This is a genomic window from Empedobacter sp. UBA5036, from assembly GCF_002415215.1.
Lineage (GTDB): Bacteria > Bacteroidota > Bacteroidia > Flavobacteriales > Weeksellaceae > Empedobacter > Empedobacter falsenii_B.
Map to the genome: position 1 here is coordinate 14,570 of NZ_DICC01000056.1, position 19,672 is coordinate 34,241.

Genomic DNA, 19,672 nt, shown 5'->3' on the forward strand with positions numbered 1-19,672 from the left:
TAATCTACTTTTTTATTTTTTATAAATATGCGGATTTTCCACTACTCCTTTTTTAAATACTTTTCTAACGCCCATTCTTAGTGCATTATCAACTTGCAAAACTTGATCCAAAACCTTTTGCTCTGGACGACCTCTAAACGAAGTCACATGAAAAGAATCTGTTTCTCTTAAAGGTTCTTTAGAAAAATAATAATTTGAAACACATTTTCTAAAACCTTCAAACTTTATTGGAGAAACCGAATGCAAAGAATCATTATGCGTTGCCATTACCGCTAATCGATTGAATTTACTAAAAATCGTAATTTGATCATTTTTCAATCCATTTGGCCAAATTTCTAAATTACCACCATATTCTTCTTTCCAGTCTGGCGTTACATAATACAATAAATTCAACACACGCCACAATTCTCTTTTCGCATCGTGAGAATTATCCAAATGAGGCTGCAAAAATTGACGATTTCCCATCATAGACAAACCTCCAGCATACAAAGATGAATCTGGAATAGGTTGTTTTATTTCGCAAATCTCAGCAATCAAATTTACGATTCTTTCATCTTGAAAAGCGTAAATAATTTCTTCTAAAATAGGAAGATATTGATCCATTTGAACAGCAATATATTTATCTTCTTTCAAACTTTTTTTCAACACCATTTCTTTTTCTTGTGGAAAAACTTGATTTATCTCCAAAACTAATTCTTCTGGTAATAGATCATCAACCCAAAAATAACCGATCTTATCTTTGCTACTATTATATTGTTGACTTATTTCTTCCTTTTGATCAATTAATCGTTGTAAAATTATATCTGCAAATTGATTTCTGTTCATAATCATAAAGTTAATTAAAAATTTGTTTCAAAATAATTTTGGCATTCAATTTATCATTCAAATCATATTCAAGCGTATCAATATATTCTTCTGACCCTAAAAAAGGTTTATTTTTTAAATGATTAATAGCTTTTATCAACTCTAATTTATTCAAAACTTGAACACAAAGTCCACTAATTTTCTCATCATCTATTACATTTTCATTAATTATCGAAAAACGACTATTGAATAATGCATTTATTACTTTTAGCTTTGTCCCAGATTCCTGAAAAGACCACGCAATATTAAGATGAGCTTTTGCGAAAAGTTTTTTCAAATGATTAAAATCTTTCAATTTAACAAATTGTATATGTGGATGATTTTTAATTTTTGCTTTTACCCAATCCTCTCTAGAACCTGAAGCAATAACGAAAGGATAATCAATTTCTTTAAAAACTTCTATCAAGAAATCGACTACTTTACAATTGTCCGAAGCTCTCAAATCTCCGTGATACAAAGCAAATTCTCCTTTTTCACTTAATGATTGAAAAGTTTCATTTCCATGAAAAACAGGTACAAATTTTCCTTTATTATATTTTTCTTGAATATAATTTTGTTCAAATTTAGAAAGTGTAAAAACTTCATCAAACTGGTGGATAATATTTTCGTATTGGATATATTTTTTTGCCTCAATATAAAACAATGCTTTTTTCGCTAGATTCTTTTCGCTTTCAGCCAATCCGGAAAAATAATTTTGCTCAATATTATGTAGTCTCAAATATTTAGAATAACCTTCAAGAGTATATTTATTCAAAATAAATGTTGTTTTTAGACTTTCAAAAAAAATAGGAGCTTTCAACGATTTAATTCGTTCATACAATAATTGACTATCCCTCGATCTTACTGAAATAGGATATTTCTTAAAAATATAATTAGGCTTTTGATGTATTGGATAAAAATAAACTTCTTTAGCATATTTTCTTAAAACATCGCTTTCTATTTCATTAAACCCAAACAGATGTAAATGAATCTCAATCCCAAGTTGATGAAATGCTTTCAATTTATAAAAAACATCTATAACACCTCCATAATTGGGAGGAAATGGAACATCCATACTTATAAAATGAAGTTTATTACCTTGATACATTAGTTAGTTAATTATTTAACAAAAAAAAGAGTCTACAACTAAGTAAACTCTTTCTTTAAAATTATATTGTGTAATTTATCTTATTCTGATATCGCTTCCGCAACTTCAAATAATCTTCCGTCTTCACAACGCACTTTACGCGCAGGATAGCGACGAATAATTTCATAATCGTGTGTAGCCATCAAAACTGCACAATTATTTTCTTTCGATACCGACAACAATAAATCCATAATATCATTTGACGTTTCTGGATCTAGGTTTCCTGTAGGCTCATCTGCTAAAATTAATTCAGGATGATTTAATAAAGCACGAGCTATAGAAACACGCTGTTGTTCTCCTCCAGAAAGACGGAAAGGCATCATTTTCTTTTTTGACAACATCCCTACCGAATCTAAAACCTCATCAATACGTTTATCGATTGTAGCCTTATCTTTCCAACCTGTTGCTTTCAAAACGAACGTCAAATTTTGCTCAACTGTACGATCTGTTAACAATTGGAAATCTTGGAAAACAATTCCTAAATGTCTTCTAAGATCAGGAATCTTACTTGTTTTCAATGATTTCAAATCCATTCCAACCACAGAACCTTGTCCCGATTGAAGCGGCAAATCACCATAAAGCACTTTCAACAAACTACTTTTTCCACTTCCTGTTTTTCCAATAAGGTAGACAAATTCTCCTTCATTAAGTGTAAAATTAACGTCAGATAATACTAAATGATTTCTTTGATATATAGATGATTGACTTAACTCAATTACATTTTTAGCTTCCATACTTTTCTACAGTCTTTAAAACAAATGTAAAAAAAAAGCTTGAAAGAACGACCTTCAAGCTTATTTTTTATGAATTGTAGCGATTATCTTTTAGCTCTTACTTCACTAACAGTTAATGCTTTTCTTCCTTTCTTTCTACGAGCAGCTAATACTTTGCGCCCGTTTTTAGAAGCCATACGCTCACGGAATCCGTGTTTGTTTCTTTTTTTTCTGTTACTTGGTTGAAATGTTCTCTTACTCATCTTTACTAAGTTTCTAATCCATTACTCGAATGGGTTGCAAATATACAGTTATTATTATTAATTCAAAAATCAAATTGATAGAAAATTACAAAAAAGCTGAATTAATAGTAAACCGCGTTCCGTTCTACACTTTGTAATTTTCGAAGTGCAAATATAAAAACATTTTTTTGTTAAGCAAGAGAAAATTAAAACAATAACAATTAAAACTTATCAACAATATCATTTACGAGGATAAAACAAAGCTATTTTTAGAAGGATTAGAAAAGTTTCCTTAAAACTTTCATAAAACATCAAATATCTTGTTTTTATCAATCTTTTTTTAGCTTAAAATTCGTATATTAGCCACCTTATATAACAAAACAATATGACTGAAGGAGAAAGACTAATCCCAATTAACATTGAGGATGAAATGAAATCCGCTTACATCGATTATTCGATGTCGGTAATCGTATCTCGTGCGCTTCCGGATGTGCGTGATGGCTTAAAACCTGTACACCGTAGAGTATTATTCGGAATGTATGAATTAGGTGTTTTTTCTAATCGTTCTTACAAAAAGTCGGCACGTATTGTAGGGGAAGTTTTAGGTAAATTTCACCCACACGGCGACAGTTCTGTTTACGACACAATGGTACGTATGGCGCAACCTTGGTCTTTGCGTTACTTATTAGTTGACGGACAAGGTAACTACGGTTCTGTAGATGGTGATCCACCTGCTGCAATGCGTTATACTGAAGCAAGACTTCAAAAAATTTCAGACGAATTATTAGCTGATTTAGATAAAGAGACAGTTGACTTTCAACTAAACTTTGACGATACTATCCAAGAACCTACTGTATTACCTACTCGTGTTCCAAACTTATTAGTAAATGGTGCATCTGGTATTGCGGTTGGTATGGCAACAAATATGGCGCCACATAACTTAACAGAAGTTATTGACGGAACAATTGCATACATCGACAATCGTGAGATTACAATTGACGAATTAACACAATACATCAAAGCGCCAGACTTCCCAACAGGAGGTACTATCTATGGCTATGATGGTGTAAAACAAGCTTTCGAAACTGGACGTGGACGTGTTGTTTTACGTGCAAAAACTAATTTCGAAGAAGTACATGGTCGCGATTGTATTATCGCTACAGAAATTCCTTACCAAGTTAACAAGGCAGATATGATTGCAAAAACTGCTGAGTTGGTAAAAGATGGTAAATTAGATGGTATTTCTGAGATTCGTGACGAATCTGACCGTAAAGGTATGCGTATCGTTTATGTCCTTAAAATGGATGCGGTTCCTAACGTCGTTTTAAATAAACTATATAAATTTACTCAATTACAATCATCTTTCAGTGTAAATAACATTGCGTTGGTAAAAGGTAGACCAGAGCAATTGAATTTGAAAGACATGATTTATCATTTCGTAGAACATCGTCACGAAGTGATTGTTCGTCGTACGGAATACGAATTGAGAAAAGCGCAAGAAAGAGCTCATATCTTAGAAGGTTACATGAAAGTAATCGGAACACAAGATGATCTTGATCGTGCAATTAAAATCATTCGCGAATCTGCAACACCAGACGAAGCGCGCACAGGATTAATGGAAGCTTTCGAGTTATCAGAAATTCAAGCACGTGCAATCTTAGATTTACGTTTACGTACATTGACTGGTCTTGAGATTGATAAAATTCGTGAAGAGTACGAAGAAATCATGAAAATGATTAACCATTTGAAAGATATTTTAGCAAACGAAGATTTACGTATGCAAATTATCAAAGATGAGTTATTAGAAATTCGTAAAAAATATGGTGACGAACGTCGTACAGATATCGATTACGCAGGTGGAGACTTAAATATCGAAGATTTAATTCCTGATGAGCAAGTTGTTTTAACGATTTCTCACATGGGTTACATCAAACGTACACCACTTTCTGAATACCGCAAACAATCTCGTGGAGGAGTTGGTAATAGAGCCGCTACAACACGTGACGAAGATTTCTTAGAGTATATGGTTTCGGCATCTAACCACCAATACATGTTATTCTTTACAGAAAAAGGAAAATGTTATTGGATGCGTGTGTACGAAATTCCAGAAGGTTCTAAAACATCTAAAGGTCGTGCAATTCAGAATTTGATTAACATCGAGCCAGATGATAAAGTAAAAGCATATATCCTTACACATGATTTAATGAACGAAGAATACGTAAATAATAATTACGTAATCATGGTAACTAAAAATGGTATCATCAAGAAAACATCTTTAGAAGCTTATTCTCGTCCACGTGTTAATGGTATCAACGCAATTACTGTTCGCGAAGGTGACACATTATTAGAAGCTTTATTAACAGATGGTAAATCTCAAATTATGATCGCTTCTAAATATGGTAAAGCTATCCGTTTCGAAGATGAGAAAGTTCGTCCAATGGGTCGTACTGCTTCTGGTGTTCGCGGAATCAACTTAGGAGATCAACCAGATAATGAGGTTATCGGGATGATTGTTGTGACTGATGTAGAAAAAGAAACTGTATTAGTTGTTTCTGAACAAGGTTACGGAAAACGTTCTTCTATCGAAGATTATCGTGAAACAAATCGTGGAGGTAAAGGTGTAACAACACTTAATATTACTGATAAAACAGGAAAATTAATCGCGATTGAGGCTGTTACAGACGAAGATGATTTAATGATCATTAATAAATCTGGAGTTGCTATTAGAACTGGTTTAGATGAAATTCGTGTAATGGGTCGTGCAACACAAGGTGTTCGATTGATTAACTTGAAAAAGAACGACGAAATTGCAGCAATTGCAAAAGTACAAGTTGAAGAAGAATTGGAAAACGAAGTAGAACTTGATGAAGAAGGAAATCCAATTGTTGTAGAAAACACAAACGAAAACAACGAAACTCAAGCAGAAGAAACGCCTGCTGAGGATCCAAATAATGAATAATCAATGAAAAAATTATTATTTAGTTTAGGATTAGTTTTAGCAATGTCGACATCATTCGCTCAAACTAACACAGAAGAATTAACGACAGAACCTACAGTTTTAGCTGAAAAATATAATAAATCAGCAAAAGAAAACTTAGCAAAAGGTGACGTTACAAAAGCAAGTCAAGATTTAGCAAAATTATCTAAATACGAAAACGGTAAAGTTTGGCAAGTCAAAAATAAAGACTCTAAAAAAGACGAATTTTACTATTCTCAAGCTGATTTAGATAAAGCTACAGCTGGTGGTAATTACGCAAAAGCAAAAGAAGTTGCTTTACAACCAAAATATGGTTTCTTGTTGCAATCTGAAGTTTCTAATTTAGCAAACAAAGAATTAGACGCAGCAAACAAAGCAATGGACGCTAAACAATATACAGAAGCTGGAACAAAATTCTTAAATGTTTTCAACTTAGTTGAAGCTTTAGGTACAAAAGAAGATATCTACAAATATCAAGCAGCAATCTGTTTTTACAACGCAGCTGATTATGACAAATCTTTAACGATTTTGAAAGAATTAGCAGCAAAAGGATTCACTGGGAAATCAGCTAATCAAACAAAAGATTACAACCGTGATATGTATGTTTTAGCTCTTAATGGATTGTATAATGCAAAAAAATATGATGCAATCGTAGAAGAAGCAACTACAAAATATCCAAAAGATGCTGACATCAACAATATCGCAACTGGAATTTACCAAGTTTCTGGAAATGCTGATAAAATGACAAAACGTATCGAAGAAGCGATTAAAATTAATCCAAACGATGCACAAAATTATTACAACTTAGGAGTTTTATATTTAGATGACGCTTCTAAAGCAGAAGAATCTAAAAACTTGTTCAAAAAAGCGATTGAATTAAATCCTAAACATTTCGAGTCTTACAACAATTTAGTTTTAGCTATTTTGCAACCAGACAAAGAAATTGTTGAAACAATGAACAACAATTTAGGAACATCTAAAAAAGAGAAAGAAATTTATAATGCAAACGAAGTAAAACGCAAAGCTTTGTTTACAGAAGCAGCTCCTTATCTTGAAAAAATGTACGAAATTCAACCAGAAAATCGTCAAGTTATTCGTAACTTAATTCAAGCTTACAAAACTTTAGGAAACGATCAAAAAGAAAATTTCTATCGTGACGCTGAGAAAAAATTAGTAAAATAATTATTTCAATATAACACAAAAAAGGACTTCAATTGAAGTCCTTTTTTGTGCTTTATCATTCTGAATGTAGCTTAAGTAAAACTTAAAACAAATCCCAATTTCTTAAATCTGGTAAAAAATGATGGGCTGTCAAATCATAACGAACTGGCACAACAGAAACATAACCTTCCTCTAAAGCACGTTCGTCTGTATCTTCACCTTTGTCAAGATTTTTAAACTCTCCACTCATCCAATAATACGTTCTTCCACGAGGATCTTCACGTTTATCAAATTTTTCTTCCCATTTTGCATCAGCTTGGCGACAAACTTTAATTCCTTTTATTTCATGTCCTTTCAACTTCGGAATATTAACGTTCAACACTACACCTTTTGGTAATTTATGTTTTAAAACTTGATCAATAATTGTTTTAATAAATTCTTCTCCAGCTTTAAAATCTGCATTGTAAGCAAAATCACACAACGAAAAACCTATCGCAGGAATCCCTTCTATACCAGCTTCTACAGCTGCAGACATTGTTCCCGAATAAATCACATTCACCGACGAATTCGATCCGTGATTAATTCCCGAAATACACAAATCTGGTTTACGAGGTAAAATTTGTGAAACAGCCAATTTTACACAATCCACTGGCGTTCCAGAACACGCATACTCTTTTACATCTTCATCAACTTCTATTTCATCACAAAACAATGTCGAATTTATTGTCACCGCATGCCCCATTCCACTTTGCGGACTATCTGGCGCAACAACATAAACTTCTCCAAATCCTTTTGCAATCTCTATCAACGCTCTTATTCCAGGCGCAGTTACTCCATCATCATTTGTAACTAAAATTAGCGGTCTTTCCATATTTTATTCTTACTTTTATTCATCATTTTTACAAATGTAAAAAACTTCCTTCTAATTTCTTTTTTGTTTTATATTTGAAGGAGTCTTAAATTATTAATTTATATAATACCAACGCAATATGTTAATTAAAAAAACGTATGTATTACTATCGTTTTTATCAATGAGTTTGCTTGCTTTTTGCTTTTGCAAACCCATGTTAGACACAGATGAAGAAAGAGAAAAGTTAATCGTAAAAAATACACGAAACACCCTAACTTACCTACATTACAAACCTGCTACTGTAGATGATAAATTTTCGGAAAATGTTTTCAATAAATATTTAGAATACATTGATCCAAGCAAACGTTTTTTATTGCAATCTGATTATGATCTATTCAAAAAAGATTATCTCAATTTAGATGATTATTACAAATCAGAAAACTTAGGTTTCTACAATTCAACTGTTGATACAATCTACAAACGTATTGCTGAAGCTGAAAAATACTCGATGGATGCCTTGTCAAAACCTTTTGATTTTAATCAAAAAGAGAATTTCAACATCGATTATAAAACATCAAAATTCGCGAAAGATAAGAACGAAGCAAAAGATTTGTGGCGCAAATATTTGAAATATAACGTGATGTTAGAAATCATTTCAATGCAAGACGAATTAAAAGGTCAAAAGAAAGATACTTTAGACAACTCTTCTTCTATAAAACCTGTAAAAGATCCTTTGGCAGATGAGAAAAAGAAAATAACAAAAGATACTCCTTTTGCAGAAGTAGAAAAAATAGCGCGTGAAGAAGTTAAAGATTTAATTTCTGACTATTTCCGTCGTATAAAACAGACAAAACGCGAGAACTATTTTTCTATTTACATGAACTCGTTCACAGAACAATACGATCCGCACACAACATACTTCTCTCCAACAAGTAAAGAGGATTTCGAGTTCGAAATGTCTGGACAAATGGAAGGAATTGGAGCCAAAATACAAGACAAAAGAGGTTACGCTACAATTGCTGAATTAATTGTTGGCGGACCAGCTTGGAAGAGCAATAAATTAGAAGTTGGCGACAAGATCATTAAAGTTGCACAAGGGAAAAATGGTGAAGCAAAAAACATCGTTGGGATGATTTTGAGCGATGCTATTCGCTTAATTAAAGGAAAGAAAGGAACAGAAGTTGTCTTGACTATTCAGAAAAAAGACGGTTCTCAACAAACAATCTCTTTGATTCGTGAGGTAATTGAATCGGAGGAAGTGTTTGCTCGCTCATCTGTTATTACGGACGAGAAAGGAGATAAATACGGAATCATCTATTTACCTGAGTTCTACACGCCGATGGGAAAAGAAGGCGGACGTTACCCTTCGGATGATATCAAGAAAGAAATTGAAATCTTGAAAAAAGAAAACATCAAAGGTCTTGTTTTCGATGTTAGAAATAATGGTGGAGGTTCTCTTGAAGAGGTAGTTAAAATCTCTGGATTGTTTATCAATCAAGGACCAATTGTTCAGGTGAGACGTTCGGACGGAATGCTTAAAATTCACGAAGACAAAGATAATTCTATCGCATACGACGGGCCTTTAGTAGTAATGGTTAACGAGCTTTCTGCATCTGCGTCAGAGATTTTTGCTGCAGCAATGCAAGACTATGGTCGCGCTGTTATCGTGGGTTCACCGCAAACCTTTGGTAAAGGTACTGTACAAACAATCTTGCCTTTAGATCGTCAGTCGGGAAGTGATGAGTTAGGTGCGATTAAGTTAACAATACAAAAATTCTACCGAGTAAACGGAGGCTCTACACAATTGAAAGGAGTTCAGTCGGACATTGCATTAGTTGATCAATTCACTTACGAAGATATCAGCGAAGCTTCTCGTCCAGAAGCCTTGAACTGGGATCAAATCAAACCATTGGTTATTGCAAAATGGCCTTCTGCTTTCGATTTAGCGAAGATTAAAGCGAACAGTAAAACTCGTTTGGCAAACAATGCACACTTAGCATTAATGAACGAAAGTTTCAAGTTCATTAAATCAATGGAAGATGTAAAAGAGATTCCTTTGAACTTAGAAGATTACAAAACGTACCGTAAAACTCGCGAAGATAAAATCAAGAAATTTGAAGCTTTAGACAAGTATAAAAACAATTTCAAATTTACAATGAATCAAAACGATTTGGCAACTACAAAAACAGATACTGTGCTAAAAGCTAAACGTAACAATTGGTTCAAAGGAATGCAAAAAGACTTTTATTTAAACGAAGCTGTTAACGTTTTAAGAGACATTAAATAATGGAACAAGAAAACGGTTCATTTTCTCAAATCATATTCAATAAATTAAGAAAGAACACCCTTGGTGTTCTTTCTTTTAGTGTAATAGTATTAGCTGCAATCATTTCTATTTTTGCTTATGTCTTTGCGTCCGACAAAACGGAAAATGCAAACAGACAGGACCTAACCATTGCATATTCACCTATAGGTTATCAGCAAAAAACAATCGAAATCCCCTTACCTAATTATTCAGGAAAAACGAAGTTTTCTGATTTTATATTCGGGAAAGAGATCGATACCGAACAAATAAGTATTACATCTTACAAAAGAGATGGACAAAGCATTACTTATGTTCCATATATAGGGAACGGACTAAGTGGTGAAGCAGTAAAGATAGATTTGTCAACTTGGACAAAGCATAACATCAAAAATCAAGATATAGAGAAAGATTTTATCTACACAAAAACCTATTTACTTGGAACAGATTCTTACGGAAGAGACTTTTATTCAAGGTTAATTATCGGGACAAGAATTTCTTTTCTTATCGGATTTATCGCTGTTTTCATTTCTTTAATTGTCGGAATCTCCTTGGGCGCTCTTGCAGGCTATTACAAGGGACGAACAGATAACATAATAATGTGGTTGATAAACGTTGTGTGGTCTATCCCAACATTACTATTGGTTATTGCAATTACCTTAGCTATCGGAAAAGGTTTTTGGCAGATATTTATCGCAGTTGGACTAACGATGTGGGTAGAAGTTGCACGTGTAGTTCGTGGACAATTCCTATCGTACAGAGAAAAAGAATTCGTAGAAGCAGCAAAAGCTTTAGGATTTTCGGACACAAGAATTATCTTCAACCAAATATTACCTAATGTCATTGCTCCTATTATCGTTATATCTGCTGCCAATTTTGCTTCGGCAATTTTAGTAGAAAGTGGTCTTAGTTTCCTTGGAATTGGTGCACAACCTCCTACTCCGTCTTGGGGAAACATCATCAAAGAACATTATAATCATATTATTTTAGGGAAACAACATTTGGCAATTCTACCGGGATTAGCTATTATGTTATTGGTTCTTGGGTTTAATATCTTTGGGAATGTATTGCGAGATATTATGGATATTAAGCAGTAAGAAACTTATAAAGTTTTATATTTTCTTTTTTTTAATAATTTAAAACACAAGTTATATCTTTATCTATGTCTCTATGTGATTAATATTTTATCTCTTTTAACCACATAGAGACATAGGTTAAATATTGATAAAGATTTGAATAGACTTTTAGTTTTCACAATAACTATACTTAAGTTAACAACTGAAAGTATATAAACAAATCACAATTAATCAATTTCTATGTTTCTATGTAGTTAAGATTTTACCAAAAGAAAATTTAAAATATTTCTTTTTTATCTACATAGATACATAGGTTTAATTCTTAGAAATATTAGAATGGACTTATAGTTTTCACAGTAACTTTACTTAAGTTAATAACTGAAAGTTTATAAATAAATCACAATTAATCAATTTCTATGTTTCTATGTGGTTAATATTTTACCAAAACAAAATTTAAAACCTATCTGTTTTTACAATATAAATACATCGGTTTAATAATTTGGAAGATGAGTAAAAAACTCATTAACATACGTTTTTTGTCCTTCATTAAATATGTTAAAACAATTAAAGTTGATTAATATTCCTTTTGGACATTTCAGTAGTTTCATATAAGTTAATAATTGAGCTTCATAAGCAGGAACAATATCTTGCACAGCTTTTAACTCAACAACTATACTATTTTCTACATAGAGGTCACAACGAAAATCAAGATCAAGTAGTTTTTCTTTATAGACAACTGGAATCTTCATTACTGTGAGAAAATTTATTTTCCTATGATTTAACTCTTCTTTTAAGCATTGATGATAAACACTTTCTAATAATCCTCTACCCATTATTTTATGAACTTCTATAGCAGAACCTATTATTTCATAAGTTAATTCATCTAAATATTTTTTAGTTTTCATAGTCTATGTTTCTATGTTGTTAATGATTATTCAATTGAGATATAAATAAACTTTTTATAAAACCTCCTTATCTTTTATATAAAACCTAAGGAGGTTTTAAACAAAACGTCAAGTGATTTTAATGAAAACCACTTGACGTTTTTTATTTACTTCAATTAGAAGTTAGAAAAATTATCTCAACTATTTCTTTTTCTCATACTTTAAAGTAGCTAAAGTATCTCGTAAATCTAGACCAGGTCTAAAAAGTATTTTAGCACTTTTTATAGAAGAAGAATTTACTTTGTTCATTGCATCCATTCCTTCGCTACTTATACTTATTTGAAAAGAACCAAAATCTCCTAAGCGAACAATCTTTCCATCAGACAAATGTTTCGATAACATTTTAGCCAAATCAATCAATGTTGCATATACATCACTCTCACTAATAGATGAGGTTTGCGCAATTTCTTTACTCAAATTTCGAAGTGATACTTCACCATCTGCAATAGAATTTGCGTAGAACTTTTTAGGCGCCATAGGATCTCCTGGGTAAGCCTTCTGAATAACGTTGTATTTTACAGCCATAATTAAAAGTATTTACATATTAATAGTTAATTATCTCTAAGTTAATACTTTATATTTAATTAACAAAATAAAACTATTGATTATCAATAAAATACATTATATCATAAAAATAAAAAAGGCTTTCTTATATAAGAAAGCCTTGCTATTATCTTGAAACTTTGGTCGAAAGTTTTGCTGTTGTTTTTGGTACAATTGGTTTTTGATGCAATCTCATCGAATCTTTATTTGGTGCTTTTAGCGGATAAGTTCCTGTAAGTCCAGCCAATTTAAATGCACTATATATATTCTTATTCTGCTTGTTTCCTAATGCAATTACCGTAAATTGATTGTTAACATCGTGTACAAAAACTGTGTTATTCCCGTGCCACCAACCATTGTGATACAATAATTTTTTACCATTGTCATATTCTAACAAGCGCATTCCAAGCCCATAATTTTTGAAACCTTTCTGCTCGTAACTATATCCTTTGAAAGCTTCTTTCTTGATCTTCTTCGGTAAGAAATCGTCTGAATACATGGCAACATCTAACTTATACAGATCTCTTGGCGTTGAGTAGATATTTTTGTCTCCATACGTGCGGTCAAAATCATCCCAAGCCCACTCGTAACCATTGTATTTGTAAGAACGAGCTACTGTATCTTTATCGCGATCATACTCAAAAACAAAGGTGTTATTCATCTCAAGAGGGTCAAAAACCATGTATTTCATTGCTTTCGGATAAGGCATTTTCATAATCTTTTCAATGACAAGAGCAAGAAAAGCAAAGTTAGTATTCGAGTAATAAAACCCTTTGTCTGCGGGACGAATTTGTTTAACGTCAAATTCTCTAAAGATATCTAACACATCTTGATTAGAAATTGGTTTCTCGCGATCCATCATTACCTTCTTGTTATTCCACAAAACGTTGGCATAATTTGGCAAACCACTGCGGTGATTTAGCAAATTACGAACCGTGATATCATCGTAAGGAAAACCTTCTAATATTGTATTTACTTTTTGATCTAATTTGATTTTACCTTTTTCTACAAGCTTAAGAACCGCCATTGAGGTAAAAACTTTCGAGATAGATGCGATGTGAATAGGTGTTTCTGCAGTGATTGGACGCTTATGTCTTTCGTCTGCCATCCCTTGATATTGCTCTAAAAGTACTTGCCCATTCTTCACAACCAACAAACCTCCGCTCACTTTCCCGTCAACCCAAAAGTCTTTATAATAGGTGTTTAGTTTATTTCTGTAATCATTAAGTTCTGCTTGTGTGTACTTCATTGGCTTGAAATCTGCTTTCCAATCCAACGAATCATAGCGCAAAGTATGAGGATCCTTCTTTCTAACTTCTTCTTTTTGTTCGTTTTTCTTGCTACAGCTTCCCATAAACAGCATTGCAGAAGCAAGAACAACCGCTACATATTTCATGTGTTTTTTCTTAATCTTATTGTTTGTTTCTACTAAAGTATATATTTATTTGTGGAATAGTTACCCGTTTAGAAACATTAAGTTTTTTTTATGATTTGTGCGAAAGTTGAGACTTAAACTCGCCTAAGATGACACTTGTTGCAACAGCTACGTTGAGACTTTCGGTAGAACCATTTTTCCCAAAGAACGGAATACTTAGTTTATTTGTCGTTAACTTCTCGATTTCTGGAGAAATTCCATTCGCTTCGTTCCCCATCACCAAGATACCTTCTTGTGGAAGTGTTTGTTCATAAATAGATTCTCCTTCCATAAAAGTTCCGAAAATATTTCCTTTATAGTCAGATAAGTATTTCTCCAAATCGATGTAATGAACCTTCACTCGTGTAAAAGATCCCATTGTCGACATCACAACTTTCGGGTTGTACATATCCACAGATTCTTTGGTACACAAAATATCCTCTACACCAAACCAATCAGCCAAGCGAATAATTGTTCCTAAATTACCTGGATCTCGAATATCATCCAAAGCAATACTTAAACCATTTAACTTGATATCTTCATCATAATTAGGTAATTCACAAAGTGCTAAACCTACATTCGGAGTAGTTAAGAAACTGATCTTTTTCAAATCTTTTTCTTCAATAAAAGTCTTTTTGATGTGTGTAGCTTCTGGCCAAAAGTCTTCAATTATAAATAATTCTTTAATATTTATAGAACTTTTTATAACTTCCCCGATATTTTTAACACCTTCTACGACAAACAAATTATATTTTTGTCTATATTTTTTAGAACCCAGAGAAGTTATTATCTTAATAACGTTATTTGATAACATATTTATGCAAAAAAAAATTACAACAAATATAACACTTATCTCTTGTTTAGGTTTACTTTTTTATAGCTGTAGTACAACTAAAAAAGTACCTGAAGGAGAATATTTGTTTGTAAAGAACAAATTTATCTACGATAAAGAAGATCCCGATATTAAGAAGAAAAAAACTATAATCAACAAAGATTTAAGTGATTATGTGAAACAAAAACCAGCTGGTAAGTTCCTTGGTTTTTTCCCTCTTTGGCAATGGGTTTATAATTGGTCTCCTGCAAAATTTGATGAAACTTTTCAGGAATATTATCGACAAGATGCTTCGGTTCGTAACCAAAAATTATTGGACAGTTTACTAACGAAGAATAATCTTAGCGAATATGTTGGGCACAGTTTATGGAAAGAACGTCTTTATTATAGTCAAGGTGAGGCTCCAGTTTTGTTGGATGAACAACAATCAGAATTTTCGGCAAAGAACTTAAATAGATTATTTCATGACAAAGGTTATTTCGATTCGAAAGTAGCTGTTTCCTATAATAAAGATTCTGTTGCGAAAAAAGCAGAAACTATTTATGATATTAAGTTAGGGGAACCTTCTTATATCGAAACATATGATCAAAAAATATCTGATCAAAAAATAGAAGAATATCTTAATTCTTCTATTGGAAAACAAACTGTTTTGCATGCTGGAGATCAATATAATTTTGACAAATTTGAGGAAGAACGCGATCGTATCATCGATTTGTTAAAGAATAGAGGTTACTATGATTTTAATGATTCGGGCGAAGATTTATATTTTGAAGCGGATACATTAAAAAGTAACAAACGCCTTGATGTAACGATGTTTATTGATAAATATATTCAAGATTCTTTGAAAACGGATAGTATTACACCTTTTACGCAATACCGTTTTGGGAAGATAAATATTTATGCAGATTCTCGCAGTTTTGTTGATGATGAAAGTAAATTAATCAAAGAAGAATATAAAGATTATAACGTTTTATATACAAAAGAACCAGAATATCGACCAAAATATTTTACAGATGCATTTGTAATTCGTCCTGGTCAACTATATCGTCAACGACAAGAACTTCAGACAAAACGTAATATTTTCAAGAAAGAAAACATTAACTTACATGGATTCAGAATTAATAAACAAGATTCTATCCTAAATGTAGACGTTTTCTTTACACCAAAAAAGAAATATGACTTGAATCTCTTTGTCGAAAGTTATGCTTCTCGCTACATGAACTTTGCAATTTCTCCCGGGATGACTTTAACTTCGAGAAATTTATTTGGAGGAGGAGAAAATTTAGAAACAACTTTGAAAGGAACTTTAGGTTCTGTCAACAAAGATTTCTCAATGAATAAAGCATTCTTAAATGCATATGAAATCGCAATCGAAACAAAGTTGAAATTTCCTTATTTATTAACACCAATTAATCTTGATAATATTTTACCAAAACGTTTTACAGCTGAATCTGCTATTAGAATGAATGCAAGTACGCAGAAAAATGTAGGTTTAGACAAAACGACTTATGGTTTTGGTTTTGATATGGATATTTCGAGTTCGGAGTTTCAACACAAAGTCTCTTTATTTAATACGGAATTTATTAGTAATCGAAAAAAAGATCGCTATTATGAAGTATTTACAAAAGATAATAATACAAAAAACGAAGTAAAAAATTTATATTACGCATACAATCCTAATGCACCAATTTATGTAACGGATGATGAATTAACAGACGCAATCGAAGCTGACAAAGGATTCCAAAGTTCATTAACAGGAGAAGATGCAAAGTTGTATGTTGATTTTGAGAATATGTTATATAGAAAAGCTAATATTTCTCAAAATGTGTTAATCAACTCTTTTATCTATCAATTTACATTTAATCAAGAAAATTCATTTCGACCAAAAAGTAATCCTTGGTTTATTCAAGCAAGAATTGAATTAGCCGGAAATGTATTAAGAGGTTTAGACAAGGCTTTTGGTTTTAATAAAGCAGAACCAGATCGAGATGGAAATCAAGCAGGTTTGATCTTTGGAATTCCTTATTCACAATTCGTAAAATTTGATGTGGATGTTAGACGAAAATTCAAATTAAATTCAAATTCTAGCGTAGCAGGACGTTTCTTATTCGGAATCATTCAACCATATGGAAACTCAGATGTTGCACCCTTTGTAAGAAGTTATTCGGCTGGAGGAGCAAATGATGTTCGTGGTTGGGCACCTTTAACATTGGGGCCTGGAAGTAAACCACGTATCGATTCTAAAAATCAAAGTTTAGAATTTGAAAGCATGAAATTGTTATTCAATGCTGAATATCGCTTCAATCTTTTTGGAAGTTTGGAAGGTGCATATTTTCTTGATGCTGGTAATATTTGGGGTGTTAATAAAAATCGTCCAGAAACATTATTTAAGTTCAAAGATTTTTACAAAGAATTCGGAATTGGTTCTGGATTAGGTTTCCGTTATCACATTGGTACGTTTGCAATTGTAAGATTTGATTTAGGTTACAAAATTTATGACCCTTCTTACGAATTGGGTGATCGCTGGCAATTTGACAATTTTAATTTGCTTAAACCAAGAATCCACTTCGGAATTAATTATCCTTTCTAAAAAAACATCTATATTTGTTTCACAAAATACTAACATAATGAGCAGAAAATTTCCTGCCGGTGTTGCTACCGGTTCATTAGTTCAAGACATTATCAATGATGCAAAAGCAAATCAATACGCTTTACCAGCGTGTAATGTCATCGGTTCAGATACTATTAACGCTGCAATGGAAGCTGCAGTTGAAGTAAACTCTCCAGTTATTATTCAATTTTCTAACGGAGGTGCTGCTTTTAATGCCGGAAAAGGATTAAAAGGAGAAAATCAACTTTCTGCTATCAAAGGTGCTATTGCGGGAGCAAAACATATTCACACTTTAGCTGAATCTTACGGAGCTACTGTAATTTTACATACAGACCACTGTGCAAAAAAATTATTGCCTTGGATTGATGGAATTATGGACGCTAACGAAGAACATTTTAATAAATTCGGAAAGACTTTATTTAGTTCTCACATGTTAGATTTATCTGAAGAGCCTTTAGAAGAAAACGTAGAAACGTGCAAAAGATACTTAGAAAGAATGTCTAAAGTTGGAATGACTTTGGAGATGGAATTAGGTATTACAGGTGGAGAAGAAGATGGTGTTGACAATTCTAATGTTGACAATTCTTTATTATACACTCAACCAGAAGAAGTTGCTTACGTTTACGAAAACTTAAAATCTATTTCTGATAATTTCTGGATTGCAGCAGCATTTGGTAATGTACATGGTGTTTACAAACCAGGAAATGTTGTTTTGACTCCAAAAATTTTAGATAACTCTCAAAAATACATCAACGAAAAGTATGGTGTAGACAACGCTGTAAACTTCGTATTCCACGGAGGTTCTGGTTCTACTTTAGAAGAAATTAGAGAAGCAATTAGCTACGGAGTTATCAAAATGAACATTGATACAGATTTACAATATGCATTTATGGAAGGAATTCGTAAATATTTTGACGAAAATGCAGCTTATTTACAAGGACAAATTGGAAATCCTGAAGGTCCAGAATCTCCTAACAAAAAATATTATGATCCACGCGTGTGGTTAAGAGCTGGAGAAGTTACTTTCAAAGACAGATTAATTCAAGCTTTTCACGATTTAAATAATGTTAATACTTTAGGATAATCTTTTCACTAAGATTATTCTTACCCAAATAAAAACAGAGAATATGCCTTGGTTTATTAGAAGCAAGAAAAATATTACAACGCCTACAGAGTCTAAAAAAGACGTTAAAAAAGGCTTATGGTACAAAACACCATCAGGAAAAATTATTGAAACTGAAGAACTAAAAGCAAATGCGTATGTAAGTCCAGAGGATGATCATCACGTACAAATTGGTTCTCAAGAATACTTCGATATCTTATTTGATGATAGTAAATTCACAGAATTAGATACAAAAGTAGAAAGTAAAGACCCATTAAATTGGACAGATACAAAACCTTATAAAGATCGTTTAAAAGAGATTAAAAAGAAAACGGGAATGACAGATTCTATTCGCAATGCGACTGGAAAAATTCATGGACGTGACATTACAATTTCTTGTATGGATTTCAAATTTATTGGAGGTTCTTTAGGATCTGTAATGGGAGAAAAAATTGCACGTGCAATTGATTATTCTATCAAAAACAAAACTCCATTCGTAATTATTACACAATCTGGTGGTGCACGTATGATGGAAGCTGCAATTTCGTTGATGCAATTAGCTAAAGTAGAAGCTAAATTAATTCAATTAGCAGATAACAACATTCCTTATATTACAATCTTAACAAATCCATCTTTTGGAGGAATTACAGCATCTTTCGGATCAATTGGTGACGTTATCATGGCAGAGCCAGGAGCATTAATTGGATTCGCTGGACCACGTGTTATCAAAGAAACTATTGGTAGAGATTTACCAGAAGGATTCCAAACTTCTGAATTTTTATTAGAAAAAGGCTTCGTTGATATGATCGTTCATCGTAAAAAGATGAAAGATAAAATAAAAGAAGTAGCTGATATGTTAATGCCTATCAACTAATTAAAATAAGTGCAAATATATTTTTAAAATTTTATTCAAAT

The 19,672-nt window shown here is 32.3% G+C and carries 16 protein-coding genes; 7 read left to right on the forward strand and 9 right to left on the reverse strand.

Features of this window, described 5'->3' with window-relative positions; translation table 11 throughout:
• Positions 1–12: 12 nt before the first annotated feature.
• The 4 genes from B4J88_RS10360 to rpmH all read right to left on the reverse strand — a co-directional run bounded on the left by B4J88_RS10360 (position 13) and on the right by rpmH (position 2,966).
• Positions 13–825 (reverse strand): 2OG-Fe(II) oxygenase, encoded by an 813-nt coding sequence (locus tag B4J88_RS10360; RefSeq protein WP_291067578.1) that lies wholly within the window; start codon positions 823–825, stop codon positions 13–15.
• 10 nt (positions 826–835) lie between these two features.
• The gene (locus tag B4J88_RS10365) at positions 836–1,918 is read right to left on the reverse strand and encodes a hypothetical protein (protein ID WP_219033701.1); all 1,083 of its coding nucleotides are present in this window, start codon (positions 1,916–1,918) and stop codon (positions 836–838) included.
• Positions 1,919–2,031: 113 nt separating this feature from the next.
• Entirely contained in the window at positions 2,032–2,724 is a 693-nt protein-coding gene (locus B4J88_RS10370) for a cell division ATP-binding protein FtsE (protein ID WP_038333079.1), read from the reverse strand.
• A gap of 83 nt (positions 2,725–2,807) precedes the next feature.
• Positions 2,808–2,966 (reverse strand): 50S ribosomal protein L34, encoded by a 159-nt coding sequence (gene rpmH / locus B4J88_RS10375; RefSeq protein WP_019974979.1) that lies wholly within the window; start codon positions 2,964–2,966, stop codon positions 2,808–2,810.
• Between the two features lie 364 nt (positions 2,967–3,330).
• On the opposite strand from rpmH, the gene gyrA reads away from it, so the two are divergent.
• Together gyrA and B4J88_RS10385 are read left to right on the forward strand one after the other, a co-directional pair.
• Positions 3,331–5,904 carry a DNA gyrase subunit A gene (gyrA, locus tag B4J88_RS10380; RefSeq protein ID WP_219033702.1) on the forward strand — a complete coding sequence of 858 codons (2,574 nt, stop codon included), beginning with the start codon at positions 3,331–3,333 and terminating at the stop codon, positions 5,902–5,904.
• A gap of 3 nt (positions 5,905–5,907) precedes the next feature.
• On the forward strand, positions 5,908–7,104 hold the full coding sequence (locus B4J88_RS10385; RefSeq protein WP_219033703.1) for a tetratricopeptide repeat protein: 1,197 nt from the start codon (positions 5,908–5,910) through the stop codon (positions 7,102–7,104).
• An 82-nt stretch (positions 7,105–7,186) separates the two neighbouring features.
• Here the strand turns inward: B4J88_RS10385 and surE are convergent, their stop codons facing one another.
• Positions 7,187–7,954 (reverse strand): 5'/3'-nucleotidase SurE, encoded by a 768-nt coding sequence (gene surE, locus B4J88_RS10390; protein WP_115001644.1) that lies wholly within the window; start codon positions 7,952–7,954, stop codon positions 7,187–7,189.
• 193 nt (positions 7,955–8,147) lie between these two features.
• Between surE and B4J88_RS10395 the strand changes: the two genes are divergently transcribed.
• Both B4J88_RS10395 and B4J88_RS10400 read left to right on the forward strand, forming a co-directional pair.
• Positions 8,148–10,220 carry a carboxy terminal-processing peptidase gene (locus B4J88_RS10395; RefSeq protein WP_291067580.1) on the forward strand — a complete coding sequence of 691 codons (2,073 nt, stop codon included), beginning with the start codon at positions 8,148–8,150 and terminating at the stop codon, positions 10,218–10,220.
• A complete protein-coding gene (locus B4J88_RS10400) occupies positions 10,220–11,332 on the forward strand; it encodes an ABC transporter permease (protein ID WP_291067581.1) in 1,113 nt (370 codons plus the stop codon). Before B4J88_RS10395 ends, B4J88_RS10400 begins: the two co-directional genes overlap by 1 nt.
• A 470-nt stretch (positions 11,333–11,802) precedes the next feature.
• Here B4J88_RS10400 and B4J88_RS10405 read toward each other — a convergent pair whose 3' ends face one another.
• The 4 genes from B4J88_RS10405 to B4J88_RS10420 form a co-directional block, all read right to left on the reverse strand.
• Complete coding sequence (locus tag B4J88_RS10405) at positions 11,803–12,216, reverse strand: GxxExxY protein (RefSeq protein ID WP_291067583.1); 414 nt, start codon at positions 12,214–12,216, stop codon at positions 11,803–11,805.
• Between the two features lie 180 nt (positions 12,217–12,396).
• Positions 12,397–12,780 (reverse strand): HU family DNA-binding protein, encoded by a 384-nt coding sequence (locus B4J88_RS10410; protein WP_280045253.1) that lies wholly within the window; start codon positions 12,778–12,780, stop codon positions 12,397–12,399.
• Positions 12,781–12,925: 145 nt separating this feature from the next.
• Positions 12,926–14,194, reverse strand: a complete 1,269-nt coding sequence (locus B4J88_RS10415; protein ID WP_291067585.1) for a serine hydrolase domain-containing protein — start codon at positions 14,192–14,194, stop codon at positions 12,926–12,928.
• An 88-nt stretch (positions 14,195–14,282) separates the two neighbouring features.
• Positions 14,283–15,026, reverse strand: coding sequence for a TrmH family RNA methyltransferase (locus B4J88_RS10420; RefSeq protein WP_280045251.1), 744 nt, complete (start codon positions 15,024–15,026; stop codon positions 14,283–14,285).
• A gap of 4 nt (positions 15,027–15,030) precedes the next feature.
• Here B4J88_RS10420 and B4J88_RS10425 point away from each other — a divergent pair, with 4 nt between their 5' ends.
• Genes B4J88_RS10425 through accD form a run of 3 tightly spaced genes read left to right on the forward strand, consistent with a single transcriptional unit; the run spans position 15,031 to position 19,631 of the window.
• Positions 15,031–17,634, forward strand: coding sequence for a BamA/TamA family outer membrane protein (locus tag B4J88_RS10425; RefSeq protein WP_291067588.1), 2,604 nt, complete (start codon positions 15,031–15,033; stop codon positions 17,632–17,634).
• A gap of 37 nt (positions 17,635–17,671) precedes the next feature.
• Positions 17,672–18,739 (forward strand): class II fructose-bisphosphate aldolase, encoded by a 1,068-nt coding sequence (gene fbaA / locus B4J88_RS10430; RefSeq protein WP_115001650.1) that lies wholly within the window; start codon positions 17,672–17,674, stop codon positions 18,737–18,739.
• Between the two features lie 43 nt (positions 18,740–18,782).
• Positions 18,783–19,631, forward strand: a complete 849-nt coding sequence (accD, locus tag B4J88_RS10435; protein ID WP_115001651.1) for an acetyl-CoA carboxylase, carboxyltransferase subunit beta — start codon at positions 18,783–18,785, stop codon at positions 19,629–19,631.
• The last annotated feature ends 41 nt before the right edge of the window (positions 19,632–19,672 follow it).

Coding starts and splice junctions, on each gene's coding strand:
- B4J88_RS10360 (WP_291067578.1), bottom strand. CDS start 825: ATGAACAGAAATCAATTTGCAGATATAATTTTACAACGATTAATTGAT.
- B4J88_RS10365 (WP_219033701.1), bottom strand. CDS start 1,918: ATGGATGTTCCATTTCCTCCCAATTATGGAGGTGTTATAGATGTTTTT.
- B4J88_RS10370 (WP_038333079.1), bottom strand. CDS start 2,724: ATGGAAGCTAAAAATGTAATTGAGTTAAGTCAATCATCTATATATCAA.
- rpmH (WP_019974979.1), bottom strand. CDS start 2,966: ATGAGTAAGAGAACATTTCAACCAAGTAACAGAAAAAAAAGAAACAAA.
- gyrA (WP_219033702.1), top strand. CDS start 3,331: ATGACTGAAGGAGAAAGACTAATCCCAATTAACATTGAGGATGAAATG.
- B4J88_RS10385 (WP_219033703.1), top strand. CDS start 5,908: ATGAAAAAATTATTATTTAGTTTAGGATTAGTTTTAGCAATGTCGACA.
- surE (WP_115001644.1), bottom strand. CDS start 7,954: ATGGAAAGACCGCTAATTTTAGTTACAAATGATGATGGAGTAACTGCG.
- B4J88_RS10395 (WP_291067580.1), top strand. CDS start 8,148: ATGTTAGACACAGATGAAGAAAGAGAAAAGTTAATCGTAAAAAATACA.
- B4J88_RS10400 (WP_291067581.1), top strand. CDS start 10,220: ATGGAACAAGAAAACGGTTCATTTTCTCAAATCATATTCAATAAATTA.
- B4J88_RS10405 (WP_291067583.1), bottom strand. CDS start 12,216: ATGAAAACTAAAAAATATTTAGATGAATTAACTTATGAAATAATAGGT.
- B4J88_RS10410 (WP_280045253.1), bottom strand. CDS start 12,780: ATGGCTGTAAAATACAACGTTATTCAGAAGGCTTACCCAGGAGATCCT.
- B4J88_RS10415 (WP_291067585.1), bottom strand. CDS start 14,194: ATGAAATATGTAGCGGTTGTTCTTGCTTCTGCAATGCTGTTTATGGGA.
- B4J88_RS10420 (WP_280045251.1), bottom strand. CDS start 15,026: ATGTTATCAAATAACGTTATTAAGATAATAACTTCTCTGGGTTCTAAA.
- B4J88_RS10425 (WP_291067588.1), top strand. CDS start 15,031: ATGCAAAAAAAAATTACAACAAATATAACACTTATCTCTTGTTTAGGT.
- fbaA (WP_115001650.1), top strand. CDS start 17,672: ATGAGCAGAAAATTTCCTGCCGGTGTTGCTACCGGTTCATTAGTTCAA.
- accD (WP_115001651.1), top strand. CDS start 18,783: ATGCCTTGGTTTATTAGAAGCAAGAAAAATATTACAACGCCTACAGAG.